Origin of the sequence: Empedobacter sp. GD03739 (assembly GCF_029843245.1) — a bacterium.
Classification (GTDB): Bacteria; Bacteroidota; Bacteroidia; order Flavobacteriales; family Weeksellaceae; genus Empedobacter; species Empedobacter falsenii_B.
Genome location: NZ_JAOCHX010000045.1, coordinates 1 through 24,297, shown reverse-complemented (window position 1 = coordinate 24,297; position 24,297 = coordinate 1). Strand labels below are relative to the sequence as shown.

The window sequence follows — 24,297 nt, the reverse complement described above, 5'->3', positions numbered from 1 at the left end:
GTACCTTTATCTATACTCTATCTTCCTTTTTAGGCCGAACAAACCATGGTATAGAAGGGCTATAAAAGCGATATAAAGGTAGTATAAAGGCATTATAGAAAGAATATTCAAATCGAATAAATTTTGAAGAATTGTAAAAATAATAGTATATTTAAACTATTGACATTCAGTAATGTAAATATAATATTATTATGGCAAAGTTAGACAGTTTATTTAATATCCGAGGAAAAGTAGGAGATTTGATCTTTTTTGAACGTAATGGACAATCATTTGTCAAAAAAAATACAGGAGGGTTTGTAAATGGAAAATCTCATGACCACCCAAATACCAAAGCCGCACAACAACGTTTCAAAGAAGTCGCCACATTCGTAGGGCGTTTTAAAAAAGCAATTAATCCTTTGATATGGCGTCAAAAAGATGGAACCTTTCACAATCAATTGGTATCTTTTTTTTCTAAGGTTAGAAAACAATCGGATCAAGAAAATTTATATTTAGCATTGAAACAAGCTTATGAGGAACGGAGGCTTCAACAACTAAAATTAAATAAAAACTCGAAATTATATCCGTTGGATTGTTCTTATTCGTTGGAGAAGAACAGCTTGGTGATAAGCATGTATCTACTTCGATCTTGTGCTCAAAAACACCCTAATTCGTGCTTAGAGATTTCATTTGCATGGATGCAGTGTGACGAAAGTTTAGAATTAGACCTCGTCAATCTACAGTATTTCTATTTTCCTCTTTCCGAAAAAGAAAAACCTTTGCATCAAATTGAATTACAGTTGAGGGAAGAAGCTTTATCCTCTGTTGGTTTTGCTTTTCCTATTGTTAGTGTAACAGTTGTTTATCAACCACATGCTTCTTCTGGGGCGGCGCATCCTTATCATTTTACCCTCACAACAATTTTATAAAATACATGTCATTCCAAATCTAATTCTGTATATTTGCGTGACTTAAACACTATATAACTACACGTTAAACAAAATTAGTTGAGTTTGTATCGAGATCATTCAATATTCAACACGACCTAACCAGTCAATCATTTGTTTTTAATTGTAAAGATTTGTCCTATATTTTGTTTAAGAATCAGAACGTGAAAAGTTCCGAAAACAATGTTCAGGAATTCACACGATAAAAACAAATTTAAATCAAATGACCGAACAACCTTTAGTATCTATCATTATTCCAACATATAATCGTGCTGATTTAATAGGCGAAACATTAGATTCGATTATTGGACAAACTTATCAAAATTGGGAATGTATCATTATTAATGATGGTTCTACAGACAATTCAGAAGAAGTTGCTAGAAGATGGTTAAATAAAGATTCTCGATTCAGATACTTTTATAAAGATAATGGAGGAGCAGGTTCAGCAAGGAATCTAGGATTAAAAAAATCGAATGGAACATGGATTCAATTTCTTGATGGAGATGATTTTATAAATAAAGATAAGTTGTCTTTAGTTGAAAAAGTAGAGCTTAAGATTAATTTTATTTATACAGATTTTAATTTGTATAGTAATGGTGAAATTTTGCCTCCATTTTGTGATTTGTCAAGGTATCAATTAACTATTTCAAATTTAATTACCTATTGGGACAATGGATTTAATATTCCTATTCATTGTCCAATAATAAAACGTGAATTAATTGGTGATTTACGTTTTATAGATGAATTTAAATTACATGAAGATTGGTTGTTTTGGATAATGTTATTTAATGATAAAGATGTTAATGTGAAATTCGATAATAACGCTTATGCTTTTTATAGAGATCATACATTGAATACTACAAAAGATCAAAATAAACTTGAATTAAATTCAAATAAAGTCTATAATTATGCATACAATACTGTTCTTAATTCTGAAAATAAAGCTATTTTATTTGCTTCAATTGTTTCAAAATATACAATCTCCAGAAGTCAATTATTTATAAATATTAAAGAACTAGATAAATTAAGAAATAATAAATATTTTAGAATGAGGAGGTTTTTATATAAAATATTAATATAGAATTATGCTAAAAGTATCTGTAATTATCCCAAATTATAATCATTCATCTTACCTTAAAGAACGTATTGATAGTATTTTAAATCAAACTTTTCAAAATTTTGAAGTTATTATTTTGGATGATTGTTCCACTGATAATAGTAAAGAAATTATTGAATTATATCGCGATCACACGAAAGTATCTCATATAGTTTATAATGAGAAAAATTCGGGTTCAACTTTTAGACAATGGAAAAAGGGAATTGATTTATCAAAAGGTGAATGGATATGGTTAGCAGAAAGTGATGATGTAGCAGAACAATTTTTTTTAGAAAAATTATGTGTTACAATAGAAAACTGTAAAGATGTTGTTTTAGCATATTCGGCTTCGAATCTTATTGATGAAAACTCTAATAAAATTGGAAGATTGGATTGGGGATATATAGGAGCAAGAAATTGGGAAAATAATTATTGTGAAAATGGACAAATAGAAATAGAAAACTATTTATTTTATAGAAATACTTTACCTAATGCAAGTGGAATAATTTTTAAGAAGAGTAAAATTCAAGAAGAAACATATGAGATTGTTTCTAAAATGAAATATGCTGGTGATTGGTATTTTTGGGTGAAATTATTAGAAAAAGGAGAGTTATGCTTTATTTCTGAAGAGTTGAATAATTTTAGACAACATCAACAAACTACAAGAACAACCAAAAGTACAAAAGAGGAAATAAGAAGATTTAAAGAATATTTTATTGTTTTAAATTATATTAAAAATAAGTATAAAATAAAATGGAATATTTCTTATCACCATTGGATATTTGATAGTTTTATTACAAAGTATGGATTAAATCAAATTTTTAGAAAGCCTGAATTATTAAAGAATTTTCCAGCTATTTATAACTATTATCTTTTAAAAAAACTAATATTAAAACGAATTAATTAAAATGGCAATTAAAGCATTTACAATTATTAGTGAAAATTATTTACCACAAGCAAAAACTTTAGCTGATAATTTTATTCAATTACATCCTAATATTGAGTTTTATATTTGTCTTTTTGGAGAAAAAGAAAATGAAGAGTTTCATCAAATTAATTCTGACTTATTTTCAGGATATAAATATATTTTATCAAATAAGCTTAATCAAGGTGATTATACAATTATGAGAAGTCAATATGATAACTTCTCTATGGCTTGTGCTTTAAAACCTTTTTTTGCGGAATTTATTTTAGAAAAAGATCAACTCAATGGCTTAATTTATTTAGATGCAGACTTGTATTTTTTCTCTCCTTTAGCAGATGTTCAAACATTATTAAATAATAATGAACAGCAATCGTCTATAATATTAACCCCTCATAATATTTTGATTAATGAGTTTAATAAAGAAATAGAACGAAACATCTCATTTTTAACATATGGAACATTTAATGCAGGTTTTTTTGCAATAAAAAATAATCAGTATTCTAAACAATTTATTGATTGGTGGAAACGAATGTTGAAAGAATATTGTATTGTTGATTTACAGAGAGGTTTATATTGTGATCAAACATGGTTAAATCTTGTTCCTGTATTGTTTACAGATAGTTTATATACATTAAAACATTTAGGTTATAATGTTGCCTATTGGAATGTTGATGTTGAACGAAAGATATCAATTACACAACAAGGCAGATTTATGGTAAACGATAATGTAGAATTAGTCTTCTATCACTTTGCTAGGTTTGATTTTAATGATGATAAGATTGAAAAATTAGGATTAAAAAGCAGTGAAACAATTCTTAAACAGATTAATCAAATTTACCGTAAAAAACTATTATTCAATAACTATTTACCAAAACAAGTTGAATTGGTTGAAGATAAAAAACAACATTCAAAATTGTTTAACTTAAAAGAAACTGTAAAATGGAAGTTAATAAGGATACTAAAAAATCTTTAATATCTGTAATAGTACCTATTTATAATACAGAAGAATATTTAAAAAAATGTTTAAATTCTATCAAGAATCAAATATATACTAATTTTGAAGTATTGTTGATTAATGATGGATCAACAGATAATAGTTTAGACATATGCCTAGAGTTTGTAAGAGAAGATGATAGATTTTTTATAAAAAATATCATAAATAAAGGAGTTTCAAATGCAAGAAATTTAGGTATTATAGAGTCTAAAGGAAATTATTTGGTTTTTATAGATTCTGATGACTGGGTAGATTCAAAATATTTACAAGATTTTGTGAATAATATTCCTGAAAATGAAGAGTTTATTATAATTCAAAATGCTTATGATGAATTAAATGGATGTAGAACATTAAAATTTAATTTTGAAAGTAGTCATTATAAACTTGATGAAGATTTCTTTCATTTATTTTATGATAAAGTAGATTTTGAATATGGTTATTTATGGAATAAATTTTTTATAAGAAGTATTATAATTAATAATAATTTAAAATTTGATATTGATAAAAAACTATTTGAAGATGAAGAATTTTATTATCAGTATTTAGAAAAAATAAAAACAATTATTACTTTAGAATCGGCTAATTATAATTATGTAAAAAGAGAAAATTCAGCTATTCATAAAAAAAAGAAAATTGAAGATTTTTTGATGAAGGTGTGTTTAAGACTAGAACTATTAAATAGATGTTATCTCAGAAAAATGATCAATAAAGATCAATTGAATTTATTATCAAAAAAATATATTAATAGAAATTTTACTTGGATCTTTCAGGATTTTTTTATGAATATTGATGAAGAAGAGAGATTAGATAATTTAAGTAAGGCAAGTAGTTTTGTAAAACAAAATTTTAAATTCTTTAATAGAACTAATAAACGACTTTATTTAATATTAATTTTAATAAGATTTAAACATTATAAAATAGCGTCATTTTTAATAAATAAAACTCAAAATGAATGATATAAATATTATTAAATGGGGAAATATTGATAAAATTCAAAAAACTATTCCTAAAATAGTTTGGATATATTGGAATGGACTAGATTCAGAAACAGTTGATATATGTTTAAACACAATAAAATCTAAATTAAAAGGATATGAAATAAATGTATTAAATGATAATAATTTAAAAAATTATTTAGAAAATCTCCCAAAAAGAAGAGATGACTTACCTATAGCTAATTATTCGGACTTAATAAGATTAGCTTTGCTAAAGCAATATGGAGGTGTTTGGATAGATGCTAGTACATATGTAACTGATGATTTTGATTGGTTAGAATTACTTCAAGAGAATCATAAAGCAGAATTAATTGGATTTTATTCTGATATATGTACAACGAATTTAGAATATCCTGTTTTAGAATCATATTTTTTAGCAACAATCAAAGAATCTAAGTTTATAAATGATTGGTATTTTGAATTTGAAAATTGTTATTTGTCACCATCACCTAAAGAATTTTATTTTGATATAATTAATGAAGATACGTTTATTCAAAATTTAGGAACAAGTAAAGATTATTTATTAGTTTATGTTTCTGCTATGAAATTAATGAGAATATCACAAGATTATAGGATGCTTATGATGTCAGCTAATGATATGCCTCATTTTTATTATTTTGGAAGAAAAATGGATTATAAAAGATTTGTTTCTACAATTTTATTAGAAAATACTAATCCATATCCTAAAATTATAAAGTTTACAGGCTTTATTAGAAGAAATCTTGATAATAATATAAGATTAGGAAAGTTCAGTAAAAAAAGTGTATTTTTTTCAAATGAAAAATATAGTTATTATTTGAAATATAAGCTGAAAGGCTTAATAAATTATATATTTTTTATTAAAAATAATCTTATAAAAAAATATCTTTAATATGGAATTAGATTATTTAGTTAGTGTCTTCATGATTTCATATAATCAACAAGATTATATTATTGAGGCTCTAGAGAATGTTTTAAATCAGAAAACAACTTTTAAGTATAAAGTGATTTTATCTGATGATTGTTCTACAGATAATACAAAAAAGGTAGTAGATAATTATTTAAAGAATCATCCTAAAAAAGATTTTGTAGAATTTATTTCTCAACCAAAAAATTTAGGTTGGATGCCTAATTTTATTTTTACATTACAAAAGTGTCAAGAATCAAGTGCTAAATATATTGCAATGTGTGAAGGCGATGATTATTGGACAGATGAAAATAAATTGCAAAAACAAATAGATATTTTAGAAGATAATCCAGATGTAGTATTAGCATGTCATCAATATAAAGAATTATATAATAACGGAGAAACTGTAGATTGTCCTTATTTTAGAGAAGATTTTTTTAAGGGAATGGGAATGTTTAAATTTTCTCAAAGAGATTTTGAAGAATTTATGCGTATTCAAACAATGACAATAGTTTTTAGAACATCTGCATTAGATCTAAATATTAGACATAAATATGAATATTACTGTGATACTCATATAAAACATCATATACTGGATCATGGATTAGGATTATATACTAAGGATTTTGATGCTGTTTATCGAATACATGGAAACAATGTTTTTATGTCTCAAAATAAAAGAGAAAAGATAAAATTTACATACGATGTATATAAAGATTTAATAACAAAAAATAATTCTTATCGATATAAGAATCTTTTAAATATTTCAATGAGATCAAGAATCGAAAATGAATTAAATGTTAGTAAGTTAAATATATTTAATTTATTTTACCAAAAACTTCTTTTTCAACAGTTACTTGATGTTAAATCACCATTATTGTATTTAAAAAATCAATTTAAAGGTTTAATTAATTTTTAATACTAAATGATCCCAAAAATAATCCATTACTGTTGGTTTGGAGGTAATCCAAAGCCAGAATCTTTTTATATCTGTCTTGATAGTTGGAAGAAAATCTTACCCGATTATGAAATAATTGAGTGGAACGAAACCAATTTCGATATCAATTGTTGTGAATATGTAAAGTTAGCTGCTGAATCAAAGAAATGGGCATTTGTTTCTGATTATGCCCGAGCATTAGCTTTGTATGAAATGGGAGGGATTTATATGGATATTGATGTAGAAGTCAAGTTTTCATTAGACGAATTTTTAGTTCATCGCGCATTTTCAGGGTTTGAAATCAAAGGTTCACCTTTTACAGCATTATGGGCTACAGAAAAAGGACATCCATGGGCTAAACGTGTAATAGATTTTTACAATGAAAAAACAAGTTTTGATTTAACAACTAATACTGTGTTTGTATCAGATTTGTTAGTAAAAGAATATGGCATTGATCCAAATCGAGATGAATTACAAGAAGGTAAAGATGGAATCGTAATTTATCCTTCTACCTATTTTTGTTTGGATTTACCTAAGAATTATGCATCTCATCATTTTGTAGGAACTTGGCATGATAGAGATTATCCAAACCCTTTCAAAGATTATGTCCATGCTTATTATAAAACAAGAGAGTTTGCTGAACTAAAAAATGGGAAAAAGGAAGTGCATAATGTAATTTACAATCATAAGATGATAGAAGTAGAACAGGTTCTGAATCAAATTCCATTTCGTATGATTGTTAACTATGTGCTAAAAAATCTTTTTAGTAAGAGATAATGATTGCAATAATTTACGGCACAAGACCAGAGTTTCTAAAAGTTTATCCATTAATATTAGAAGCTCAAAAACGAAGAATTGACTTTATTACAATTAATACAGGTCAGCATACATCTATGCTAACAGAGATGGAAGATTTGTTTAATTTTAAGGCAAATTATAATCTAAAAGTTCAATCTAGTGAATTTTCAAATTCAAACCTTTTAGCTAAATTAATTAATGATATAGCAGAAGTAGTAAAAGAGGAATCTATTGAAAAAATTATAGCACAAGGAGATACTTTTACTGTTTTAGCATCATCTATAGTTGCATTTGTAGAGAAAAGGAAATTTTACCATATAGAAGCTGGACTGAGAACTGATGATATACACTTTCCGTTTCCAGAAGAATATAATCGACGAGTAGTTTCATTAACATCGGATCTTAATTTTGCTCCAACAAGTTTGGCAGCTAATAATTTATTGGAAGAGAAAATTAACGAATCTAAAGTTGTAATAACAGGTAATACTATTATTGATTTGTTACACTATGTTTTAGAGCAAGAAAATATTAATTTAGAGTACGGGAATGATGTTTTTATAACAGTGCATAGAAGAGAAAACATAGGCGAAAATATGTTTGCGATTTGTACTGCAATTAGAGAATTAGCGGAAGAAAACCCTGAAATAATTTTTCATTGGAGTCTTCATCCAAATCCAAATACTAGGAAATTTATTTTTGAAGCTTTTAAAAATATTCCAAGTAATATAAATTTCATTGAACCTCTAAATTATATTGATGCTGTAAAACTTATGGCAAAATCGAGATTACTAATCTCAGACTCAGGAGGAATACAAGAGGAAGCCCCAACTTTACAAAAAAGAATCATTATTCTTAGAGACGAAACCGAACGACCAGAAGTATTAGATTGTGGTTGTGGTATATTAGTAGGAGCAGATAAGGATAAAATAAAGAAAGAGTTTTACAAAGAACTAAATAGAAGTTCTAATGCTTTTATTAATCCTTTTGGGAATGGATGTGCTTCACAATTAATATTTGATAAGATATGATTGTTGGAAAAGGATTGATTGCAAATTTATTTACAGAAGTAGATTTGGATGAGGTTGTTTTCTTTGCTTCAGGCGTTTCTAATTCTTCTGAAACTAGAAAGGGTGAATTTTTACGTGAACAAAATTTAGTTGAGGATACATTAGCAAAAAATCAAGAAAAATTGTTTGTCTATTTTAGTACATGCTCTATATACGACTCTTCAAAATACAATTCTTTGTACGTTTTACACAAATTACATATCGAAGAAATCATCAAACAAAAAGCAAAATATTTTCTTATTTTAAGAGTTAGTAACGCTGTTGGAATAGGAGGAAACCCTAATTTGTTGATGAATTATCTTTATCGCCAAATTTTAAATGACCAAGAATTAGTTGTTCATCAACAAGCAACACGTAATTTAATAGACGTAGAAGATGTAAAAAATATTACGATGAAATATATTGCTTCAAAAGATTGGAATAAGATCATCAATGTGGCGTACACAGAGAATTTTAATATCCTAGAAATAATAGAGGTTTTTGAACAAATTCTAAATAAAAAAGCAAATAAAAATATTGAGAATAAAGGTGAACATTACTCAATAGATATACATGAGTTGGATTATGCATTTGATTTGAATGATAAAAATGATTATTTACATCAATTAATAGAAAAATATTATGAATGATTTAATATCCATAATTATTCCTATTTATAAAGTTGAAGCTTATCTACGTAATTGTTTAGAAAGTATTCGAAATCAAACCTACACCAATTTTGAAGTATTGTTAATTAATGATGGTTCTCCTGATAATTCTGAACAGATTTGTTTAGAATTTGAACAAAAAGATACTCGCTTCAATTATTTTTATAAAGAAAATGGAGGTGTTTCGAGTGCAAGAAATTTAGGATTAGAAAAGGCAGTTGGAAAGTGGGTTGTTTTTGTAGATTCTGATGATACTGTTGAAAAGAATTATTTGAATGATTTTGTTTTAAATATAAATGATGATAAAAGCTTGGTTTTACAAGATTTTATAAAAAAAATGGATAATGAATTAATATTTGGATTTCAAGGATATGAAAATATTACACTTAATTTGCCTAATGATTTAAATATTTTATTAAATAACTATAAATTAACTCAAGGTTACTTATGGAATAAGATCTTTAATAAAGACTTGATAATAAATAATAAATTAAGGTTTAATGATAATTTAAACTTTTGTGAGGATGAAATTTTTTATTTAAAATACATAGAATTTATAAATGAAATTAATATTATTTCAAAATCAAATTATATATATAATATAAGAAGAGAATCATTGTCTTTTACTATCCCATCATTTGAAGAATATTTAATTTACATAAATGAATTTCAATATTTTTTAGTTTATTTAAAAAATAATATTAGCAGTTCTGATTATTATAGATATGTTCAAAAAAAAATAAATTATAATTTTAATTATATATTTAATACAATAATTTTAAAAAATAAAAATCTAAGTAATAATATACTTATTAATCAATTAATAGAATTACGATTTATTTATGATAAATATTTGTATCTAATTCAAGCTAATACTTTAAAAGAGAGGTTTAAATTATATTTATTTAAAAAAAATTTTTTTAGAATTCTTATTATAAAAAGAAATATATGATACACTCAATTCTTTATTTTATTAAAACAAGACTTAAATTTACATATTACATATTGTTTAAAATAAGAACTGTATACAGAGCTAATTATCATAAAATAGTCCCATATGTTTATAATGACAATAAGTATAAAAATCATTTTCTAAATAATCAATTAGAAATAAAAAATCAGGAAAACTTTGTAGATAAAATTGATAGAGTTGTTTACTGTTTTTGGACAGGGAACAATGAAGTAACAAAAAATAGAGTAGAGAGCTTAGAGATTTTAAGAAATAATTTAGGAGTAGAAGTAAAGTTAATAACAATATCTAATTTAGATAATTATATTTTATCTGATTATCCTCTACATCCTGCTTATCAATATCTTTCTTTAGTTCATAAATCTGATTATTTGAGATGCTATTTTATGTATCATTACGGAGGGGGCTACAGTGATATTAAAAGAAATAATAGTAATTGGCAGCCTATATTTGAAAGCTTGGAAGCTGATCCTAGCAAAATGATTGCTGGTTATCCTGAGTTTGATCCTACGAAAATGGGAGGTAAAGATCTTAATAAAGAATTGAATAAAGATATATTTAAGTATTATAAATTATGTATTGGAAATTGTGGTTTTATATGTAAACCTTACTCACCTTATGTTGCAGAATGGTACCAAGAGTTGCATAAAAGATTAGATTACTATCATGAAGAATTAATAAAAAATCCAGGTATAGATAGAGGCTTTAATAAAGGGTATCCAATAGAATGGTTTGAAATTTTATCTAGAATAATGGTTCCTCTATCTTTAAAATATCATAACCAGATTATTTATGATAAAAGATTAATGCCTAATTTTGACGATTATTTATAATTCCATATTTATAAAAAATAGAATATTTTGAATAGATTCTTTGTCGTATAAAATCATTTAATTTTATACGGTCTCCACCTGTTATTTTAATTACAGGAGGTAGTTGAGTGAAATTTCTAATCAATAAACTCGAGCAATAATCAACTCTATTCTTTGAAGAGTAATTAAAGAAAAGTCCATCATCTTCAGCGTTTATTAGGTAATATGAATAGACGTTATTTAAATGTAATATTTTTTGAGCCGAAAGATGCATAGTAAAAGTTCGATCAAAAGGAGTGTTAATATTTTGTCTTATTTTGTCAAAGTCAGCATCTTTTTGATAGTATTGTCTAGGATTTTGGCTGTAAAGAGCATTTAGAAATTCATTTAGCCAATTCTGTATAAATAAGGAATTTTTTGTTGAAGCCATAAACCAATTTTCTATCATGGGCATACTATTATCACTAATCATCATATTAGGGTTATAATATCCTACATATTCAATTTTATATTTTTGTTGTATTTCAATAATCCATTCTAATGATTTTGTTAATATAGTTGTTATATCAATCCAAATTCCACCAAATTTGTTTAATAACATCAAACGTATTAAATCAGCTTTATGTTGAACACTAGGGAAATTAACATCTTTAGGGAAATCAGGTATGTATTCATAAAGATTAATCTCGTTTACGACAATATATTTAAAGTTTGAATTAATCTTACGATTTGATTCAACATAATTTATTATTTCAGAAGGAATATCGGTGTCGTTCCAATATGACCATATATACTTTTCAATATAATCATTAGTTTCTCCAATTTTTATTTTTTTCTTGTATAAAGAATTATGGCTGATTATTTTTTTATCACCAATATACTTTAATTTGATAAGGTTTATTTTATAAAAAAGTATCCATTGGATTGTTTTAAGTTTATCAATGTAATTACCCTTCATAACGCTTTTTAAAAATTTTAAATCCAATATTAGTAGGAAGATTTAATAACAAATTTTCTTTTTTTTGTTCTTTAGAAAAGTCTGAGCTTAAATAGTCTGAAAATGTAAGAGATGGAGCTTTCTTCATTCTATTATAGTTTATTTTATAATACTCCTCATCTTTTAACACCTTCCATTGCATTTGAATAATTAGTTTTTTAAAATTAACAATCCAACCTCGTATTAGTTTTTTACGATTAGAATCAGAAGTATTTCTATATGATTTAACAATCCATTCTAATATTGTTTGATGATTCTCTGAGTTTCTTTTTGTCCGATTAAATATAACAGAATTAGCATGTAAATAATAATTGTAAGTAATATTATCTATAATCGATAATGAATTGATTTTTTCCATACAATGAAACATCCACAATTCATCTTGAGCATATAATCCTGGAATAAAATAAATTTTGTTTTGCTTAATGAAATCTAAATCAACCAATTTATTCCACGAAGAAACAGGGAAAAAACCTTTACAATAAGCTTCAAAAATTTCTGAGTTAGTTTCATAAACTTTCTTTTTTGATAAAGTAGGAAATCCAAAATCTTTAATAGATTGATCGAATGTATTAATCCATCTATTTTGAGAAATAACCATTTCTGTATTATTTATAAGAACATTTTCTACTAATTTCTCAATACAATCGACTGTGATATCATCATCACTATCCAAAAAATAAATGTACTTACCTATAGATTCATCAATTCCGCGATTCCTAACAACAGATAGCCCTTGATTCGATTCTAAATGAATAATTTTAATAGTTAGATTTGGGTTTGATTCAGAAAATTTTTCAATTAGTTGAACACTATTATCAGGTGTACAATCATTAACCAAAATAATCTCTAAATGTTGATATGTTTGGTTTTTTACTGATTCTAAGCATCTAATAATGTAGTTTTCGCATTTATAAACTGGAATATTGATACTAACTAAAGGAGTGTTCATCTGATAGGTTTTATGAAACAAATTTAATAAAAAGAGATGAATGTTTTTTTACAATTTAGTATTCTTGTAATAAAGTAGTTAATAGATGTAAAATTTGTAGATTTGTAAATCAAATCAAACTAAATTCTATGAATAATCAATATGATTATCTTATTATCGGAGCAGGAATTTTTGGAGCTGTTTCGGCTTATGAATTAACAAAGAAGGGTTATAAATGTCTTGTAATAGAGAAAAGGAGTCACATTGCTGGGAATTGTTTTACAGAAAATATAGAAGGAATTAATGTCCATAAATATGGCGCACATATTTTTCATACAAATGATAAAACGATTTGGGATTATGTGAATCAATTTGCAGAATTTAATCGATATACAAATTCGCCAATAGCAAATTATAAAGGAGAAATCTACAATCTACCGTTTAATATGAATACGTTCCATCAACTATGGAATGTAAAAACTCCTGATGAAGCAAAAGCAATTATTGCTCAACAAGCTAGCGAATTTGGAGTTGAAAATCCATCAAATTTAGAAGAACAAGCGATTTCTTTAGTTGGTATTGATATTTATAATAAATTAATTAAAGAGTACACAGAAAAACAATGGGGAACGGAAGCTACTAATTTACCAGCTTTTATTATAAAACGTTTACCAGTTCGTTTTACATACGATAACAATTATTTTAACGATAAATACCAAGGAATTCCAATAGGTGGCTATACTCAAATTTTTGAAAAATTATTAGAAGGAGTAGAGGTTCGGTTAGAAACTGATTATTTTCAAAATAGAGAAGATTGGAATAATATTGCTGAAAATATAATCTATACAGGTCTAATTGATGCCTTTTTTGATTATAAATTTGGACAATTGAATTATAGAAGTTTACGTTTTGAAAATGAAATACTTGATCAAGAAAATTATCAAGGAGTAGCAGTTGTGAACTATACTTCTCACGACGAAAAGTTTACACGTATTATTGAACATAAACACTTTGAATACGGTACACAACCAAAAACTTTTATTACTAAAGAATATTCAGACGATTGGAATTTAGAAAAAGAGCCTTACTATCCAATCAATAATCAAGAAAATGATGAGATATTTAATCAATATAAAAAATTGAGTAAAGAATTTTCTAATGTTATTTTTGGTGGAAGATTAGCTGAATATAAGTATTATGATATGCACCAAGTATTTGGTTCAGCTCTCGCTAAAATGAAGAATATTCCAAATAAACTTTAAATGACTTTGATTAATAAACCAGAAATTACTTTATTAATGTGTAATTATAATAATGCACATTATTTAAGAAAGGGTATAGAGAGTGTATTAGCTCAAACATTCGAAAATTTTGAGTTGTTAATTTTAGATGACTGTTCAACGGATGAATCTGTAGAAATTATTAAAGAATATGTTCCGAAAGATGAACGTATATCATTTTATCAACAGAAACAAAATGGTGGTTATGGACAAGCTATTTATGATGCAATAAATCTAGCAAAAGCAGATTTTGTAGGTATTATAGATCCTGATGATGCATTAGCGTCAGAAGCATTAGAAACGATGTTAAATCGTTTAAAAGAAAAGCCAAATTTAGCAGGTTTATATTCACAGCATTGGATATGTGATAAAGATCTTAATCCTGTTGAAATATGTAAAACAAGTACAAAAATTCCAAATGGAATTACTTATTTAGAATATGGAAAGTCTGCAATGACTCATTTTTTTGTGTTTAATAGATTGAAGTTTATCGAAAATGGTAACATTGACAGAACGATGAGAAATGCTTTAGATCAAGATTGGTATTATAAAGTAGAGGAAGTAGGTGAAGTAGATTTCGTAGAGCAACCACTTTATTTTTATCGTATCTCTCCGACTGGAATTTCTCAAGGATTTAAAAAAAGTTATATCACTTACCGCGATCATCATATCATAAAAGAGAGAGCGTTGGATCGTCGAAAAATTTATGGACAAAAAAGAAAGGAAATCTTAGGGAAATCTAGATCAGAAGTGATGTATAAAAAGTTTAATTATTTATTAAACGAAAAAAATCCTGCTTTTTTAATTCCATTGGCTGAATGTTTTTTTAGAAGTCCAGTTTCCACATTACAAGCGATTATTTATAAATTGAAAAATTAATGGATATAATTATAAAGTCATATAATCGTCCATACTATTTGCATCGCTGTTTACAATCAATTAAAGAGAATGTCCAAGGAAACTATAAAGTAATCATTGTTGATGATGGTACTCCTCAGAAATATTTAGATAAAATATCCTCTTTATACTCAGTAGAAATTTTTAAAACAGAGAATTACGAGAAAAAATCGTTCAATATCGAAAATGATTTGATAAACGATGGATTCAATATTCCTACGGAATCATGGAGAAAGGCTGTAGAAAATGCATCAGACTATTTTTTGATTACAGAAGATGATGTGTGGTTTACCAAAGAAATTAATTGTGATGAGTTAGTTAGTTATATGAAATTACATAATATTCATCTAACAAAACTTGGAATTTTAGGTATCTATTCAGATGATAATTATTCTGAAGTTTTATCTCTTTCTAATGAATTAGAAACAACTTACCCTTTAAAAACATTTACTTCTAATCAATTTATTATGAATTTATTTATGTTCAATAAATTCAAATTTTTTACGATTCTTTATAAATTAGGTTTAGTTGATAATCATACAAGAAGGAAATATTGGATTTTGAACTCTATTCTAATGGGGGTTTATAAAAAAGATTATTGGTTGTACATGTGGAAAGACTCTATTAATCACTTGGATGAAAAAATTCAATTGAAAAATGCTGCAGTATGGTTTGGAAAAAATAAGAAAAATAGAAACCTGGTCACTCGAACAAAAGATGAAAAAATGAAGACCACTTTTAAGTCATCTGCATCTGGACAATACCATGATTATAATATTAATTTATCAATAGATAAAGTAAATTCAATTCTAAACGAAGCTTGGTTAAATAAAGAGTTTGACGCCATGCAAAATTATCCAAAAGATTTTTCTGATGATTATATCAAAACTTTTTTAGATAAGGAAAATCATCCCGATGCGCAATATGATGAATGGTTTAAATGGGCTGAAAAATTTCGTCAACAATACAGAAATTTAGGAGCAGAAGTCGATAATTAAAAATATAATACCATAAAAAAACCTCAACGTAGTTGAGGTTTTTTTCTATAAAGATTAATCTTATTCCTGAATTAAAAGTCGGAATCCTTCACCGTGAATATTCACGATTTCTACTGCTGGATCTTTCTTCAAATACTTACGTAATTTCGCAATATATACGTCCATAGAACGTGATGTAAAGTAATTATCATCGTGCCAAATACGTGTTAAGGCAATCTCACGAGGCATTAAATCATTTTTGTAAACTGCCAATAAACGTAATAATTCGTTTTCTTTTGGCGAAAGTTTTTGTGATTTACCATCGTAAATTAATTGTCTCAATTTTGCATTGAACGTAAACTTACCAATTTTGAAATCTTCTTGTTCAAACTTTTCTTCTTCACCAGAATTACGTTGTAAAACAGCTTTTATTTTGTACAATAAAACTTCCGAATCAAATGGTTTTAAGACATAATCGTCTGCTCCAATTTTGTAACCATTCAAAACATCCTCGCGCATGTTTTTCGCTGTTAAAAATATAATTGGTTGTTCACTTTTTAGTTCTTTGATCTCTTTTCCTAATGTAAAACCATCTTTTTTAGGCATCATTACATCAAGGATGCATAGATCATAATCACTTTCTTTAAATTTGGCAAGACCGTCCTCACCATCGATTGCGTGCGTTACGTCAAAATCGTTTATAACCAAATAATCCTTTAATACACTTCCGAAGCTTGGATCATCTTCTACTAAAAGTAATCGTTGTTTATCACTCATTGATCTATGATTTTAGAGGAATTTTAATGAAAAAAGTACTTCCTTTTCCTGCTGAACTTTCTGCCCAAACTTGTCCGCCGTGAAGCTGAACGATTTTTTTGACATAAGCCAACCCAAGTCCATGACCCTTTACATTGTGTATATTTCCCGTTTCTTCTCTATAAAATTGTTCAAATATTTTTTTCAGAACGTTTTGCGACATACCCATTCCTTTATCAGAAATTTCAATTAAAAAATTGTTGTCTTTGTTGTATGTTTTTACTCTAATCTCCGGTGTGTTTGGAGAGTATTTTCGAGCATTATCCAATACATTAATAACGATATTCTCTAAATGGAACGGATCTCCTTTTACAAATGATTGTTCTGCATTGTATTCTTCAAATATTGTACCATTTCTTTCTTCTACAATAAATCTTATCGGCTCAACACTTTTTTGTACAATGCCATTCAAATTTACTTCCTGAAAATTCATATCCATTTGATTGCGATCAAGCTTCGACATTCGTAAGACCATCTCAACGTGAGCATTCATACGTTTGTTTTCTTGTTTGATCAAATCTGCATAATATTTCACCTTTTCGGGATCAGTAAATATTTTTTCGTTGCGCAATGCATCAGACGCAATATTAATGGTTGCAATAGGCGTTTTGAATTCGTGCGTCATATTATTGATAAAATCTGTCTTGATTTCTGAACTTTTGCGTTGCAACTGCATGTAATAAATTGACAAGGAGAAAACCGTAATAATAATCATGGTTAAGATAAATGTCAACGAAATAACTGGAACAGTTGGTGCAACAATGGCTAAATTTCGGTTAACAAAATTCGCTGCTAAATAATATTCGATATGATCTTTTCTATCCAAAAATAGAGGAACCATAAACTCGATTTTATTACGATCGAAATCTTTTGATTTGACATTTGTTTCTGTCGAATCTTTTTTCAAAACTGCCAAAATTGGCATTGCTTGATGAATTCCTCTGTTACGTAATTCGTTTTTCAAAATCGAATCTAACATTGCATAATTCACACGTTTGTCGATCGGCGTAGAGCCTGCATCCCAACGCGCAGCGCTTTCCAGCGTAAATGTTCCGTCTTGTAAAGCGTGCTCAAAATTCAGATTCAGATTCGGAATTCCTCTAGCAGAAGAATCTTTGTCTATCTTGAAAACTCGCTCCTGCGAATAAATATTCGCTTTCGTCAAACTATCATTGTATTTTCCAGATGACGGCAACATCGATTTTTCGACCACATAACGCGTTACATAAGCATACGTTACACCAAGCGAATCTTTGATGACTTGATTGGTTACAACTTGCGGTTTATCTTTATTTGACTTTAAATCTGATTGTATATTATTGAATTTCTTATAATAGCGTTCTAATTCGTTTTTATTTATTTTTTCAGTTGTATAATTCATCGCTTGGTACACGTTGTTGTTAAAACTGTCTGTACCATTCTGAATTGTTAAGTTTAGCCAATAGAATTGAATGATTATCAATCCTATAAGGGCAACACTCATGATAACGATTAAGATTTTATAAAATCCTTTTTTCATTTATTTTTTATTGAATGATTAAAAATAGTTTAATCTTTTCTAATTTCTATCTTTTTGTTAAAGTTTGGACGATTAAATCATTTTTTTGATTTTGATAAACGTTTCTTCCACTTCATTTTTCAAGTGAGCTAAATCGCCATTATTATCAATGATAAAATCTGATTTAGCGATTCGTTCTTCGTCCGAAATCTGATTGTTTATTCTTGCAAGAATTTCTTCTCGTGATAAACCATCTCTTTCTATAGTTCGTGCAATTCTCGTTTCCAGATCAACCACTACACTTATCACAACATCGCAATCTTTGTAACTTCCACTTTCTATTAAAATAGCAGCTTCTTTCATCACAATATCCGATTTTTGAGCTTTTTTCCAATTTTCAAAATCTTGGAAAACTGCTGGATGAACAATTGAATTTAATAGCTTCAATTTTTCATTATTTTGAAAAACTTGTTTTGATAGATATGGTTTATTCAAACCATTTATATTGTAAGCCTCTTCACCAAAAGCTGCAATAATTTTAACTTTTACTTCAGAGTTTTCATTTTGAATCGTTTTCGCTCTTGTGTCAGAATTATATACCGGAATACCTAATTCTTCGAAGAATTTTGCCGCTGTACTTTTGCCAGAGCCTATTCCGCCAGTAATTCCTGCTACAAAAGGTTGGTTGTTTTTCATGGTTTGAAGTTAAAAAAATGCCGAAGAATAATTCCTTCGGCAATCAGTTAAATATATGTTAACCTTAAACTTAGTTTTTTTCTTCTACTGCTTTTTCTGCTTTATCAGCTTTGTCAGTCGTTTTTGAATAACGTGCAGCAGTTAATTCACGAGAAATTGCAGCTTTTTCGAATTTAATTTTTCCAGCTCCAGTTTCTATGATAACAGCGTCGTCATAAATTTCGTTGATTTTCCCGTGAATTCCAGAAGTTGTTACAACTTGATCACCACGTTTGATATCCGTTTGAAATTGTTTTTCTTGTTTCGCTTTCTTTTGTTGAGGACGAATCATGAAAAAGTACATAATTACGAACATCCCTCCGAACATCAAAAGCATAGACATTCCTCCGCCTTGTGCACCAGCTTGTAAAAAGATTGTTTGAATCATTTTTATATTTTATCGATTTAATACTTATTGTCCAAATGCTTGTTGTGCATTTTGATCATTTGCAGTAGCTCCAACAACATTTGCAGAAATGTCAAATTTCTCGTGACCGTTTGTTGTATTTGTTACTAAAGTTACTGTTTTTTGTTGTTTACCGTTCATGTTTCCAGCTGTGTACACAACTTTGATAGAATCTGTAGCTCCTACTGCAATTGGAGTAGAAGGGAATTCAGGAACTGTACAACCACAAGTTGCAGACGCATCGCGAATAACTAATGGAGATTTACCATCGTTTTTGAACTTGATATATGTTTCTACTTTATTGTTAGCTTTTACATCTCCAAAATCGTGATTTGCTTCTGCTAATGTTAAAACTGGAGCTGTAGCTGGATCTACAACATTTTCAGCTTGTTGAGCTGTTTCTTCTGCTGTAAAATTGTCGCTAGCTTTTTTTTCTCCACAAGAGCTGATTGCGAATGATAATGCAAATGCACCTAATATAAATAATTTACTTTTCATTTTTATAATTATTTGTCTTAGTCAAAATTAAGAAAAAATAGTGATTATAATAAACCTCTACCGTATTTTGGTAAATTATTATTGTCTTTTAACTCTTTTAATGTTTTATCTAAGATTCCGTTAACAAAAACACGCGATTTTTCTGTTGAATAACTTTTCGCTAATTCCACATATTCGTTAATCGTAACTTTTGCAGGAATATTTGAGAAATATAAAAACTCTGTCAAAGCCATTTCCAAAATAATTAAATCGATTGTCGCAATACGATCTAATTCCCAGTTTTGAGCTTTTTCGTCAATGATTTTTCTAGTTTCTGCTTGGTGACGAATAGTTTTACGGAATAATTCTTCAGTAAATTTTTTGTCATCTAAATCTTTGTAAACTTTGAACAAAGAAATCAACGGAGAACTGTTTTGACGGAACGATTTTATCGTTGTGTGCACCATCGCATTTGCAATATGTACATCGTCTGCCCACGTGATTTGAATTCCTTCTAAGTAATCGTGCAAATCTTCATATTCAGCAATAAATTCTACGAAAAAGTTCAAGATAAATTCTTTGTCTTCCTCAAAAGAATGTTTGTCACTGCTCATGTACGTTTTGTACAATTCGCTTTCTGTCAAATTTTTAAAGATATTGTTTGGATAAGAGTCATAAATATCCCAAAGTAAAAATTTGTTGTCAGTTGAATAACGAGTTAATTCAAGATTTTGTTCAATAATTTTGAATACTTTATTCTGAACAAATTTTAAATTTGGATTTAAATCTTCTTGGGTTGGAAAGTTTTTTGATTTTGCAAGTTCAATTTTATGCTCTGCAATGTCCTTTTGAACTTTAATCAAATTTAGGAGATAAATGTACAAATCGTAGATTTGATCGATACTTTTCATCATATTTTTCTCGACCGCTCTTTCTTCGCCTTCAGTTCCTAAACTATTGTAAGCATAGATATTCTGCATTACTTTTTCGCGTAGTTGTCTTCTTCCCAACATAATTTCAATGATATAACGTCTAATAAATTGATGCAAAGGTAAAAAAAAGAATGTAATTTTGTTTTGTGAAATCATTACAAAAGTTAAATAAATTTTTATGGAAGTATAAATGGAGAATATTTTTGGGCTTCATTTTTACGATTTGTGCCAATTGGGTGCAGGTTTATTCCGTTACATATATTAGAGAAGCAATCAATACAGTTGAAGAATTGCTACGAAATTTTAAGAAAGAAGGAACAGATAACCTCGATCTTTTGAAAGATGGTTTGATGTATGCTAGTTTGGCTTTTTTCTTTTTTAAAGTTTTGGGAGGAGTTTTGACGGTTGGTACACGACAAATGATTATTGTGGCATCGCGTTATATTGAGTTCGATTTGAAAAATGTGATTTACGATAAGTATCAAAAATTATCGTTGTCCTTTTACAAAAAACACAAAACGGGCGATTTGATGAATCGGATTACCGAAGATGTCGGATTGGTACGCATGTATCTTGGCCCTGGAATTATGTATCCAATTGATTTGGTATCGCGAGTTGTGATTATTGCGTATTTTATGTTGCAAATTGATAAACAATTAACGCTTTATACATTAGCTCCATTACCGATTTTATCATTGTTAATTTATAATGTTGCACGAAATATTAACAAGAAAAGTAAGCGCGTACAAGAACAACAATCTACGATTTCGTCGTCTGTGCAAGATACTTTTGCTGGGATTCGCGTGATAAAATCATTCAACTCAGAAGAATTTATAAAATCTAAATACGAAGTAGAAGCAGACGAATATCAGAAACGTGCACTTAATTTAGCTCAAATTCAGGCAGCCTTTGGCCCTTTGATGGTTGTTGTAGTTGGAGTGAGTAATTTGGTGATTTTGTATTTGGGAGGAGTAAAATATATAGAAGGAACAATGGATATTGGTTCTATTGCTCAATTTTTCCTTTACCTAAATATGTTAATTTGGCCATTTACTTCGTTGGGTTGGATTACGATGGTTGTACAGCGTGCAGAAGCGTCGATGTTTCGTATCAACGAATTTTTGAATGCTGAAACTGATGTAAAAGAAAAACAATTAGTGAATCACGAAGTAGAAGGTACAATTGAATTTAAGAATGTGACGTATATCTACGAAAACACAGGAATTAAAGCGTTGGATAATGTTTCGTTCAAAATTAATAAAGGTGAAACTTTAGCGATTCTTGGAAAAACTGGTTCAGGAAAATCGACAATTGCTTTGTTGGTTGCGCGTTCGCTGGAACCGACTTCTGGTGAAATTTTGATTGATGGTAAAAATATTCATGATATTAATGTAGAATCTATTCGAGAAGAAATTGGTTATGTACCGCAAGAAGCTTTCCTTTTCTCGGATTCGTTAACCAATAATATTTTGTTTGGTTCTGATGATACTGATGAACAAACTGCTGAAGTTTTTGCGAAGAAAGCGGTTGTTCATGATAATATTGATCGATTTAAAGAACGTTATGAAACAGTTGTTGGAGAACGTGGAGTGACACTTTCTGGTGGTCAAAAACAACGTGTTTCTATAGCTCGTGCTTTGGTGAATGATCCGAAAATATTAATATTTGATGATAGTTTGTCAGCTGTAGATACCGAAACAGAAGAACAAATCTTAAATAATTTATCTTCTGAAATTAATGGTAAAACGACCATCATTATTACGCATCGTGTATCTTCTGCAAAACGTGCTGATCAGATTTTGGTTTTAGAAGATGGTCATGTTTTAGAAAATGGTTCGAACAGTGAATTATTAAATAAGCATGGTTATTATTATGAATTGTACAATAAACAACTGCTAGATTAAGTTTATTCATAAAGATTTAATAAAATAATAGAAAATATTTGCTTAAAATGTTGTTGTTTTCTTAATTTTTTTTAGATTTGTTAGGAAACATTTAACAATTAAACTCTATTTAGACTTATGAATGATTTTGAAAACCAAGAAAAGGTGGATGCAGAAGGAGTCTTTTCAAAGGTATTAAGGGCTGGGAGAAGAACTTATTTCTTCGATGTTCGCGAAACAAGAGCAGGTGATTATTACTTGACGATTACAGAAAGTAAAAAAAATACGCAGGACGATGGAAATGTGTATTACAAAAAACATAAAATCTACTTGTACAAAGAAGATTTTGAAAGCTTTAAGGAAATGTTAGACGAAACGACTGATTTTGTTTTTGCACAAAAAGGACAAGAGGTAATTTCGGAAAGACATCAGAAAGATTTTGATCCAAAAAGTAAAGTTGTGAGTAAAGAGGAAACGCAAGTAGAATCTTTTACCAATATCGATTTTGACGATATATAGACTTTACTAAATATGCGTAAAAAGAAACCTCCGCTCAATAACTTGAGCGGAGGTTTTTATTTTATAGAATTAAAAACATTTAGAGATTCCTCCTAATGTTGGAATGACATTATTTCGAAATTAATCAAATAAACAAAAAGCTAGTTTTAGTTGTCATATTGAGTGATTTTTCGATTTGATAGAATAAGTAAGTTGTATCAAAGCAGCTTGAAAGAGAATTTATTTTAAATTCGGTGCTGTAATTCATAATTTCAAAGATAAAGACTTAAAAATTAAGCTCTATTTTGTCTACGAGCAACTCCAAGAGTATCTGCTATTAATTATTGATGAAAGTAAGTGAACCCACGCGTTGTATATGTTGTTTACATTTAGTGAGTGTTCGTAATCAACCTCACCTTATGGGTGTACAATCACCCTCAAAAATTATAATTTATGCTATAATAAGCTCAATTCCTGCTTTGTCAGCTTTGTATTTTATTTTAGTCATCAGTTCATAATAACTCCAATTCCTCAATACAAATTCTTCTTCTTTCGCTAGCTCCATCTTTTCTTCTTGATCCAATAATATAAGTGTTCCTGCTTTATTATTGATGCAAAAATCAATTAGCTTTCGACTGTAAACATGTAATCGATTATGTACGTAATTACGTTCTAATTGACTCATTTTTTCTAGCGCTTTTAGTTTTCTCGTTCTTCCTTTGCCCGATTTCGCATAGCTTACTCCTGCTTGCATTCGTTTACGGGTCGCTTGTATCGCTAATCTTCTATACAAAAACTCTTCTTTGGTTCCGATGGAAAGTCTAGATTTACCTACTTTAACAACCAATGGATATTCTAATGATAAGGAAGCTTCTGCTATCCTTTCGGGTTGTAATTGATGGTTTTCTTTTTCAATT

General features: G+C 28.0%; 25 protein-coding genes and 1 pseudogene. 17 read left to right on the top strand and 9 right to left on the bottom strand.

Annotated features, from left to right (window positions below; all coding sequences use genetic code 11):
* Window positions 1-191 precede the first annotated feature (191 nt).
* From N5E64_RS12925 to N5E64_RS12870, 12 genes are all read left to right on the top strand, one after another.
* Window positions 192-908 carry a hypothetical protein gene (locus N5E64_RS12925; protein WP_280037862.1) on the top strand — a complete coding sequence of 239 codons (717 nt, stop codon included), beginning with the start codon at window positions 192-194 and terminating at the stop codon, window positions 906-908.
* A 241-nt stretch (window positions 909-1,149) separates the two neighbouring features.
* A complete protein-coding gene (locus N5E64_RS12920) occupies window positions 1,150-2,007 on the top strand; it encodes a glycosyltransferase family 2 protein (protein ID WP_280037861.1) in 858 nt (285 codons plus the stop codon).
* 4 nt (window positions 2,008-2,011) lie between these two features.
* Window positions 2,012-2,929 (top strand): glycosyltransferase family A protein, encoded by a 918-nt coding sequence (locus N5E64_RS12915; RefSeq protein WP_280037860.1) that lies wholly within the window; start codon window positions 2,012-2,014, stop codon window positions 2,927-2,929.
* Between the two features lies 1 nt (window position 2,930).
* A complete protein-coding gene (locus tag N5E64_RS12910) occupies window positions 2,931-3,920 on the top strand; it encodes a glycosyltransferase (RefSeq protein ID WP_280037859.1) in 990 nt (329 codons plus the stop codon).
* Complete coding sequence (locus tag N5E64_RS12905; RefSeq protein ID WP_280037858.1) at window positions 3,887-4,897, top strand: glycosyltransferase family 2 protein; 1,011 nt, start codon at window positions 3,887-3,889, stop codon at window positions 4,895-4,897. Before N5E64_RS12910 ends, N5E64_RS12905 begins: the two co-directional genes overlap by 34 nt.
* A complete protein-coding gene (locus N5E64_RS12900; protein ID WP_280037856.1) occupies window positions 4,890-5,807 on the top strand; it encodes a capsular polysaccharide synthesis protein in 918 nt (305 codons plus the stop codon). The genes N5E64_RS12905 and N5E64_RS12900 overlap by 8 nt, the downstream gene beginning before the upstream one ends.
* A gap of 1 nt (window position 5,808) precedes the next feature.
* Window positions 5,809-6,741 carry a glycosyltransferase gene (locus tag N5E64_RS12895; RefSeq protein ID WP_280037855.1) on the top strand — a complete coding sequence of 311 codons (933 nt, stop codon included), beginning with the start codon at window positions 5,809-5,811 and terminating at the stop codon, window positions 6,739-6,741.
* A gap of 6 nt (window positions 6,742-6,747) precedes the next feature.
* Window positions 6,748-7,536: a glycosyltransferase family 32 protein gene (locus tag N5E64_RS12890; RefSeq protein WP_280037853.1), complete on the top strand. Its 789-nt coding sequence runs from the start codon at window positions 6,748-6,750 to the stop codon at window positions 7,534-7,536.
* Complete coding sequence (wecB, locus tag N5E64_RS12885; protein WP_280037852.1) at window positions 7,536-8,585, top strand: non-hydrolyzing UDP-N-acetylglucosamine 2-epimerase; 1,050 nt, start codon at window positions 7,536-7,538, stop codon at window positions 8,583-8,585. Before N5E64_RS12890 ends, wecB begins: the two co-directional genes overlap by 1 nt.
* On the top strand, window positions 8,582-9,253 hold the full coding sequence (locus tag N5E64_RS12880) for an NAD-dependent epimerase/dehydratase family protein (RefSeq protein ID WP_280037851.1): 672 nt from the start codon (window positions 8,582-8,584) through the stop codon (window positions 9,251-9,253). Before wecB ends, N5E64_RS12880 begins: the two co-directional genes overlap by 4 nt.
* Complete coding sequence (locus tag N5E64_RS12875) at window positions 9,246-10,223, top strand: glycosyltransferase family 2 protein (RefSeq protein WP_280037849.1); 978 nt, start codon at window positions 9,246-9,248, stop codon at window positions 10,221-10,223. Before N5E64_RS12880 ends, N5E64_RS12875 begins: the two co-directional genes overlap by 8 nt.
* Window positions 10,220-11,074: a glycosyltransferase gene (locus tag N5E64_RS12870; RefSeq protein WP_280037848.1), complete on the top strand. Its 855-nt coding sequence runs from the start codon at window positions 10,220-10,222 to the stop codon at window positions 11,072-11,074. The genes N5E64_RS12875 and N5E64_RS12870 overlap by 4 nt, the downstream gene beginning before the upstream one ends.
* On the opposite strand, the gene N5E64_RS12865 is transcribed toward N5E64_RS12870, so the two are convergent.
* Entirely contained in the window at window positions 11,052-12,011 is a 960-nt protein-coding gene (locus tag N5E64_RS12865; RefSeq protein ID WP_280037847.1) for a glycosyltransferase family 32 protein, read from the bottom strand. The two genes, N5E64_RS12870 and N5E64_RS12865, sit on opposite strands and share 23 nt — an antisense overlap.
* Entirely contained in the window at window positions 12,001-13,002 is a 1,002-nt protein-coding gene (locus N5E64_RS12860) for a glycosyltransferase (RefSeq protein ID WP_038331113.1), read from the bottom strand. The genes N5E64_RS12865 and N5E64_RS12860 overlap by 11 nt, the downstream gene beginning before the upstream one ends.
* 128 nt (window positions 13,003-13,130) lie before the next feature.
* On the opposite strand from N5E64_RS12860, the gene glf reads away from it, so the two are divergent.
* Genes glf through N5E64_RS12845 form a run of 3 tightly spaced genes read left to right on the top strand, consistent with a single transcriptional unit; the run spans window position 13,131 to window position 16,156 of the window.
* On the top strand, window positions 13,131-14,243 hold the full coding sequence (glf, locus tag N5E64_RS12855) for a UDP-galactopyranose mutase (RefSeq protein ID WP_280037846.1): 1,113 nt from the start codon (window positions 13,131-13,133) through the stop codon (window positions 14,241-14,243).
* A complete protein-coding gene (locus N5E64_RS12850) occupies window positions 14,244-15,140 on the top strand; it encodes a glycosyltransferase (RefSeq protein ID WP_280037845.1) in 897 nt (298 codons plus the stop codon). It abuts the gene before it with no gap.
* Window positions 15,140-16,156, top strand: coding sequence for a glycosyltransferase family 2 protein (locus N5E64_RS12845; RefSeq protein WP_038331119.1), 1,017 nt, complete (start codon window positions 15,140-15,142; stop codon window positions 16,154-16,156). Before N5E64_RS12850 ends, N5E64_RS12845 begins: the two co-directional genes overlap by 1 nt.
* A gap of 60 nt (window positions 16,157-16,216) precedes the next feature.
* On the opposite strand, the gene N5E64_RS12840 is transcribed toward N5E64_RS12845, so the two are convergent.
* The 6 genes from N5E64_RS12840 to nusB all read right to left on the bottom strand — a co-directional run bounded on the left by N5E64_RS12840 (window position 16,217) and on the right by nusB (window position 21,155).
* Window positions 16,217-16,912, bottom strand: coding sequence for a response regulator transcription factor (locus N5E64_RS12840; protein WP_019974263.1), 696 nt, complete (start codon window positions 16,910-16,912; stop codon window positions 16,217-16,219).
* A gap of 4 nt (window positions 16,913-16,916) precedes the next feature.
* A complete protein-coding gene (locus tag N5E64_RS12835) occupies window positions 16,917-18,470 on the bottom strand; it encodes a sensor histidine kinase KdpD (RefSeq protein ID WP_038331121.1) in 1,554 nt (517 codons plus the stop codon).
* A gap of 72 nt (window positions 18,471-18,542) precedes the next feature.
* Window positions 18,543-19,145 carry a dephospho-CoA kinase gene (gene coaE, locus N5E64_RS12830; RefSeq protein ID WP_280037844.1) on the bottom strand — a complete coding sequence of 201 codons (603 nt, stop codon included), beginning with the start codon at window positions 19,143-19,145 and terminating at the stop codon, window positions 18,543-18,545.
* 70 nt (window positions 19,146-19,215) lie between these two features.
* The gene (gene yajC, locus N5E64_RS12825) at window positions 19,216-19,572 is read right to left on the bottom strand and encodes a preprotein translocase subunit YajC (RefSeq protein WP_280037843.1); all 357 of its coding nucleotides are present in this window, start codon (window positions 19,570-19,572) and stop codon (window positions 19,216-19,218) included.
* A 24-nt stretch (window positions 19,573-19,596) separates the two neighbouring features.
* Entirely contained in the window at window positions 19,597-20,088 is a 492-nt protein-coding gene (locus N5E64_RS12820) for a DUF1573 domain-containing protein (protein ID WP_114998927.1), read from the bottom strand.
* 44 nt (window positions 20,089-20,132) lie between these two features.
* On the bottom strand, window positions 20,133-21,155 hold the full coding sequence (gene nusB / locus N5E64_RS12815; protein WP_280037842.1) for a transcription antitermination factor NusB: 1,023 nt from the start codon (window positions 21,153-21,155) through the stop codon (window positions 20,133-20,135).
* On the opposite strand from nusB, the gene N5E64_RS12810 reads away from it, so the two are divergent.
* Window positions 21,146-22,903 carry an ABC transporter ATP-binding protein gene (locus N5E64_RS12810; RefSeq protein ID WP_280037841.1) on the top strand — a complete coding sequence of 586 codons (1,758 nt, stop codon included), beginning with the start codon at window positions 21,146-21,148 and terminating at the stop codon, window positions 22,901-22,903. The two genes, nusB and N5E64_RS12810, sit on opposite strands and share 10 nt — an antisense overlap.
* A 117-nt stretch (window positions 22,904-23,020) precedes the next feature.
* Window positions 23,021-23,401: a PUR family DNA/RNA-binding protein gene (locus N5E64_RS12805; protein WP_219035017.1), complete on the top strand. Its 381-nt coding sequence runs from the start codon at window positions 23,021-23,023 to the stop codon at window positions 23,399-23,401.
* Between the two features lie 430 nt (window positions 23,402-23,831).
* Here the strand turns inward: N5E64_RS12805 and N5E64_RS12800 are convergent.
* Window positions 23,832-24,297: pseudogene (locus N5E64_RS12800) on the bottom strand (hypothetical protein); the annotation flags it as partial.

Coding starts and splice junctions, on each gene's coding strand:
- N5E64_RS12925 (WP_280037862.1), top strand. CDS start 192: ATGGCAAAGTTAGACAGTTTATTTAATATCCGAGGAAAAGTAGGAGAT.
- N5E64_RS12920 (WP_280037861.1), top strand. CDS start 1,150: ATGACCGAACAACCTTTAGTATCTATCATTATTCCAACATATAATCGT.
- N5E64_RS12915 (WP_280037860.1), top strand. CDS start 2,012: ATGCTAAAAGTATCTGTAATTATCCCAAATTATAATCATTCATCTTAC.
- N5E64_RS12910 (WP_280037859.1), top strand. CDS start 2,931: ATGGCAATTAAAGCATTTACAATTATTAGTGAAAATTATTTACCACAA.
- N5E64_RS12905 (WP_280037858.1), top strand. CDS start 3,887: ATGGAAGTTAATAAGGATACTAAAAAATCTTTAATATCTGTAATAGTA.
- N5E64_RS12900 (WP_280037856.1), top strand. CDS start 4,890: ATGAATGATATAAATATTATTAAATGGGGAAATATTGATAAAATTCAA.
- N5E64_RS12895 (WP_280037855.1), top strand. CDS start 5,809: ATGGAATTAGATTATTTAGTTAGTGTCTTCATGATTTCATATAATCAA.
- N5E64_RS12890 (WP_280037853.1), top strand. CDS start 6,748: ATGATCCCAAAAATAATCCATTACTGTTGGTTTGGAGGTAATCCAAAG.
- wecB (WP_280037852.1), top strand. CDS start 7,536: ATGATTGCAATAATTTACGGCACAAGACCAGAGTTTCTAAAAGTTTAT.
- N5E64_RS12880 (WP_280037851.1), top strand. CDS start 8,582: ATGATTGTTGGAAAAGGATTGATTGCAAATTTATTTACAGAAGTAGAT.
- N5E64_RS12875 (WP_280037849.1), top strand. CDS start 9,246: ATGAATGATTTAATATCCATAATTATTCCTATTTATAAAGTTGAAGCT.
- N5E64_RS12870 (WP_280037848.1), top strand. CDS start 10,220: ATGATACACTCAATTCTTTATTTTATTAAAACAAGACTTAAATTTACA.
- N5E64_RS12865 (WP_280037847.1), bottom strand. CDS start 12,011: ATGAAGGGTAATTACATTGATAAACTTAAAACAATCCAATGGATACTT.
- N5E64_RS12860 (WP_038331113.1), bottom strand. CDS start 13,002: ATGAACACTCCTTTAGTTAGTATCAATATTCCAGTTTATAAATGCGAA.
- glf (WP_280037846.1), top strand. CDS start 13,131: ATGAATAATCAATATGATTATCTTATTATCGGAGCAGGAATTTTTGGA.
- N5E64_RS12850 (WP_280037845.1), top strand. CDS start 14,244: ATGACTTTGATTAATAAACCAGAAATTACTTTATTAATGTGTAATTAT.
- N5E64_RS12845 (WP_038331119.1), top strand. CDS start 15,140: ATGGATATAATTATAAAGTCATATAATCGTCCATACTATTTGCATCGC.
- N5E64_RS12840 (WP_019974263.1), bottom strand. CDS start 16,912: ATGAGTGATAAACAACGATTACTTTTAGTAGAAGATGATCCAAGCTTC.
- N5E64_RS12835 (WP_038331121.1), bottom strand. CDS start 18,470: ATGAAAAAAGGATTTTATAAAATCTTAATCGTTATCATGAGTGTTGCC.
- coaE (WP_280037844.1), bottom strand. CDS start 19,145: ATGAAAAACAACCAACCTTTTGTAGCAGGAATTACTGGCGGAATAGGC.
- yajC (WP_280037843.1), bottom strand. CDS start 19,572: ATGATTCAAACAATCTTTTTACAAGCTGGTGCACAAGGCGGAGGAATG.
- N5E64_RS12820 (WP_114998927.1), bottom strand. CDS start 20,088: ATGAAAAGTAAATTATTTATATTAGGTGCATTTGCATTATCATTCGCA.
- nusB (WP_280037842.1), bottom strand. CDS start 21,155: ATGATTTCACAAAACAAAATTACATTCTTTTTTTTACCTTTGCATCAA.
- N5E64_RS12805 (WP_219035017.1), top strand. CDS start 23,021: ATGAATGATTTTGAAAACCAAGAAAAGGTGGATGCAGAAGGAGTCTTT.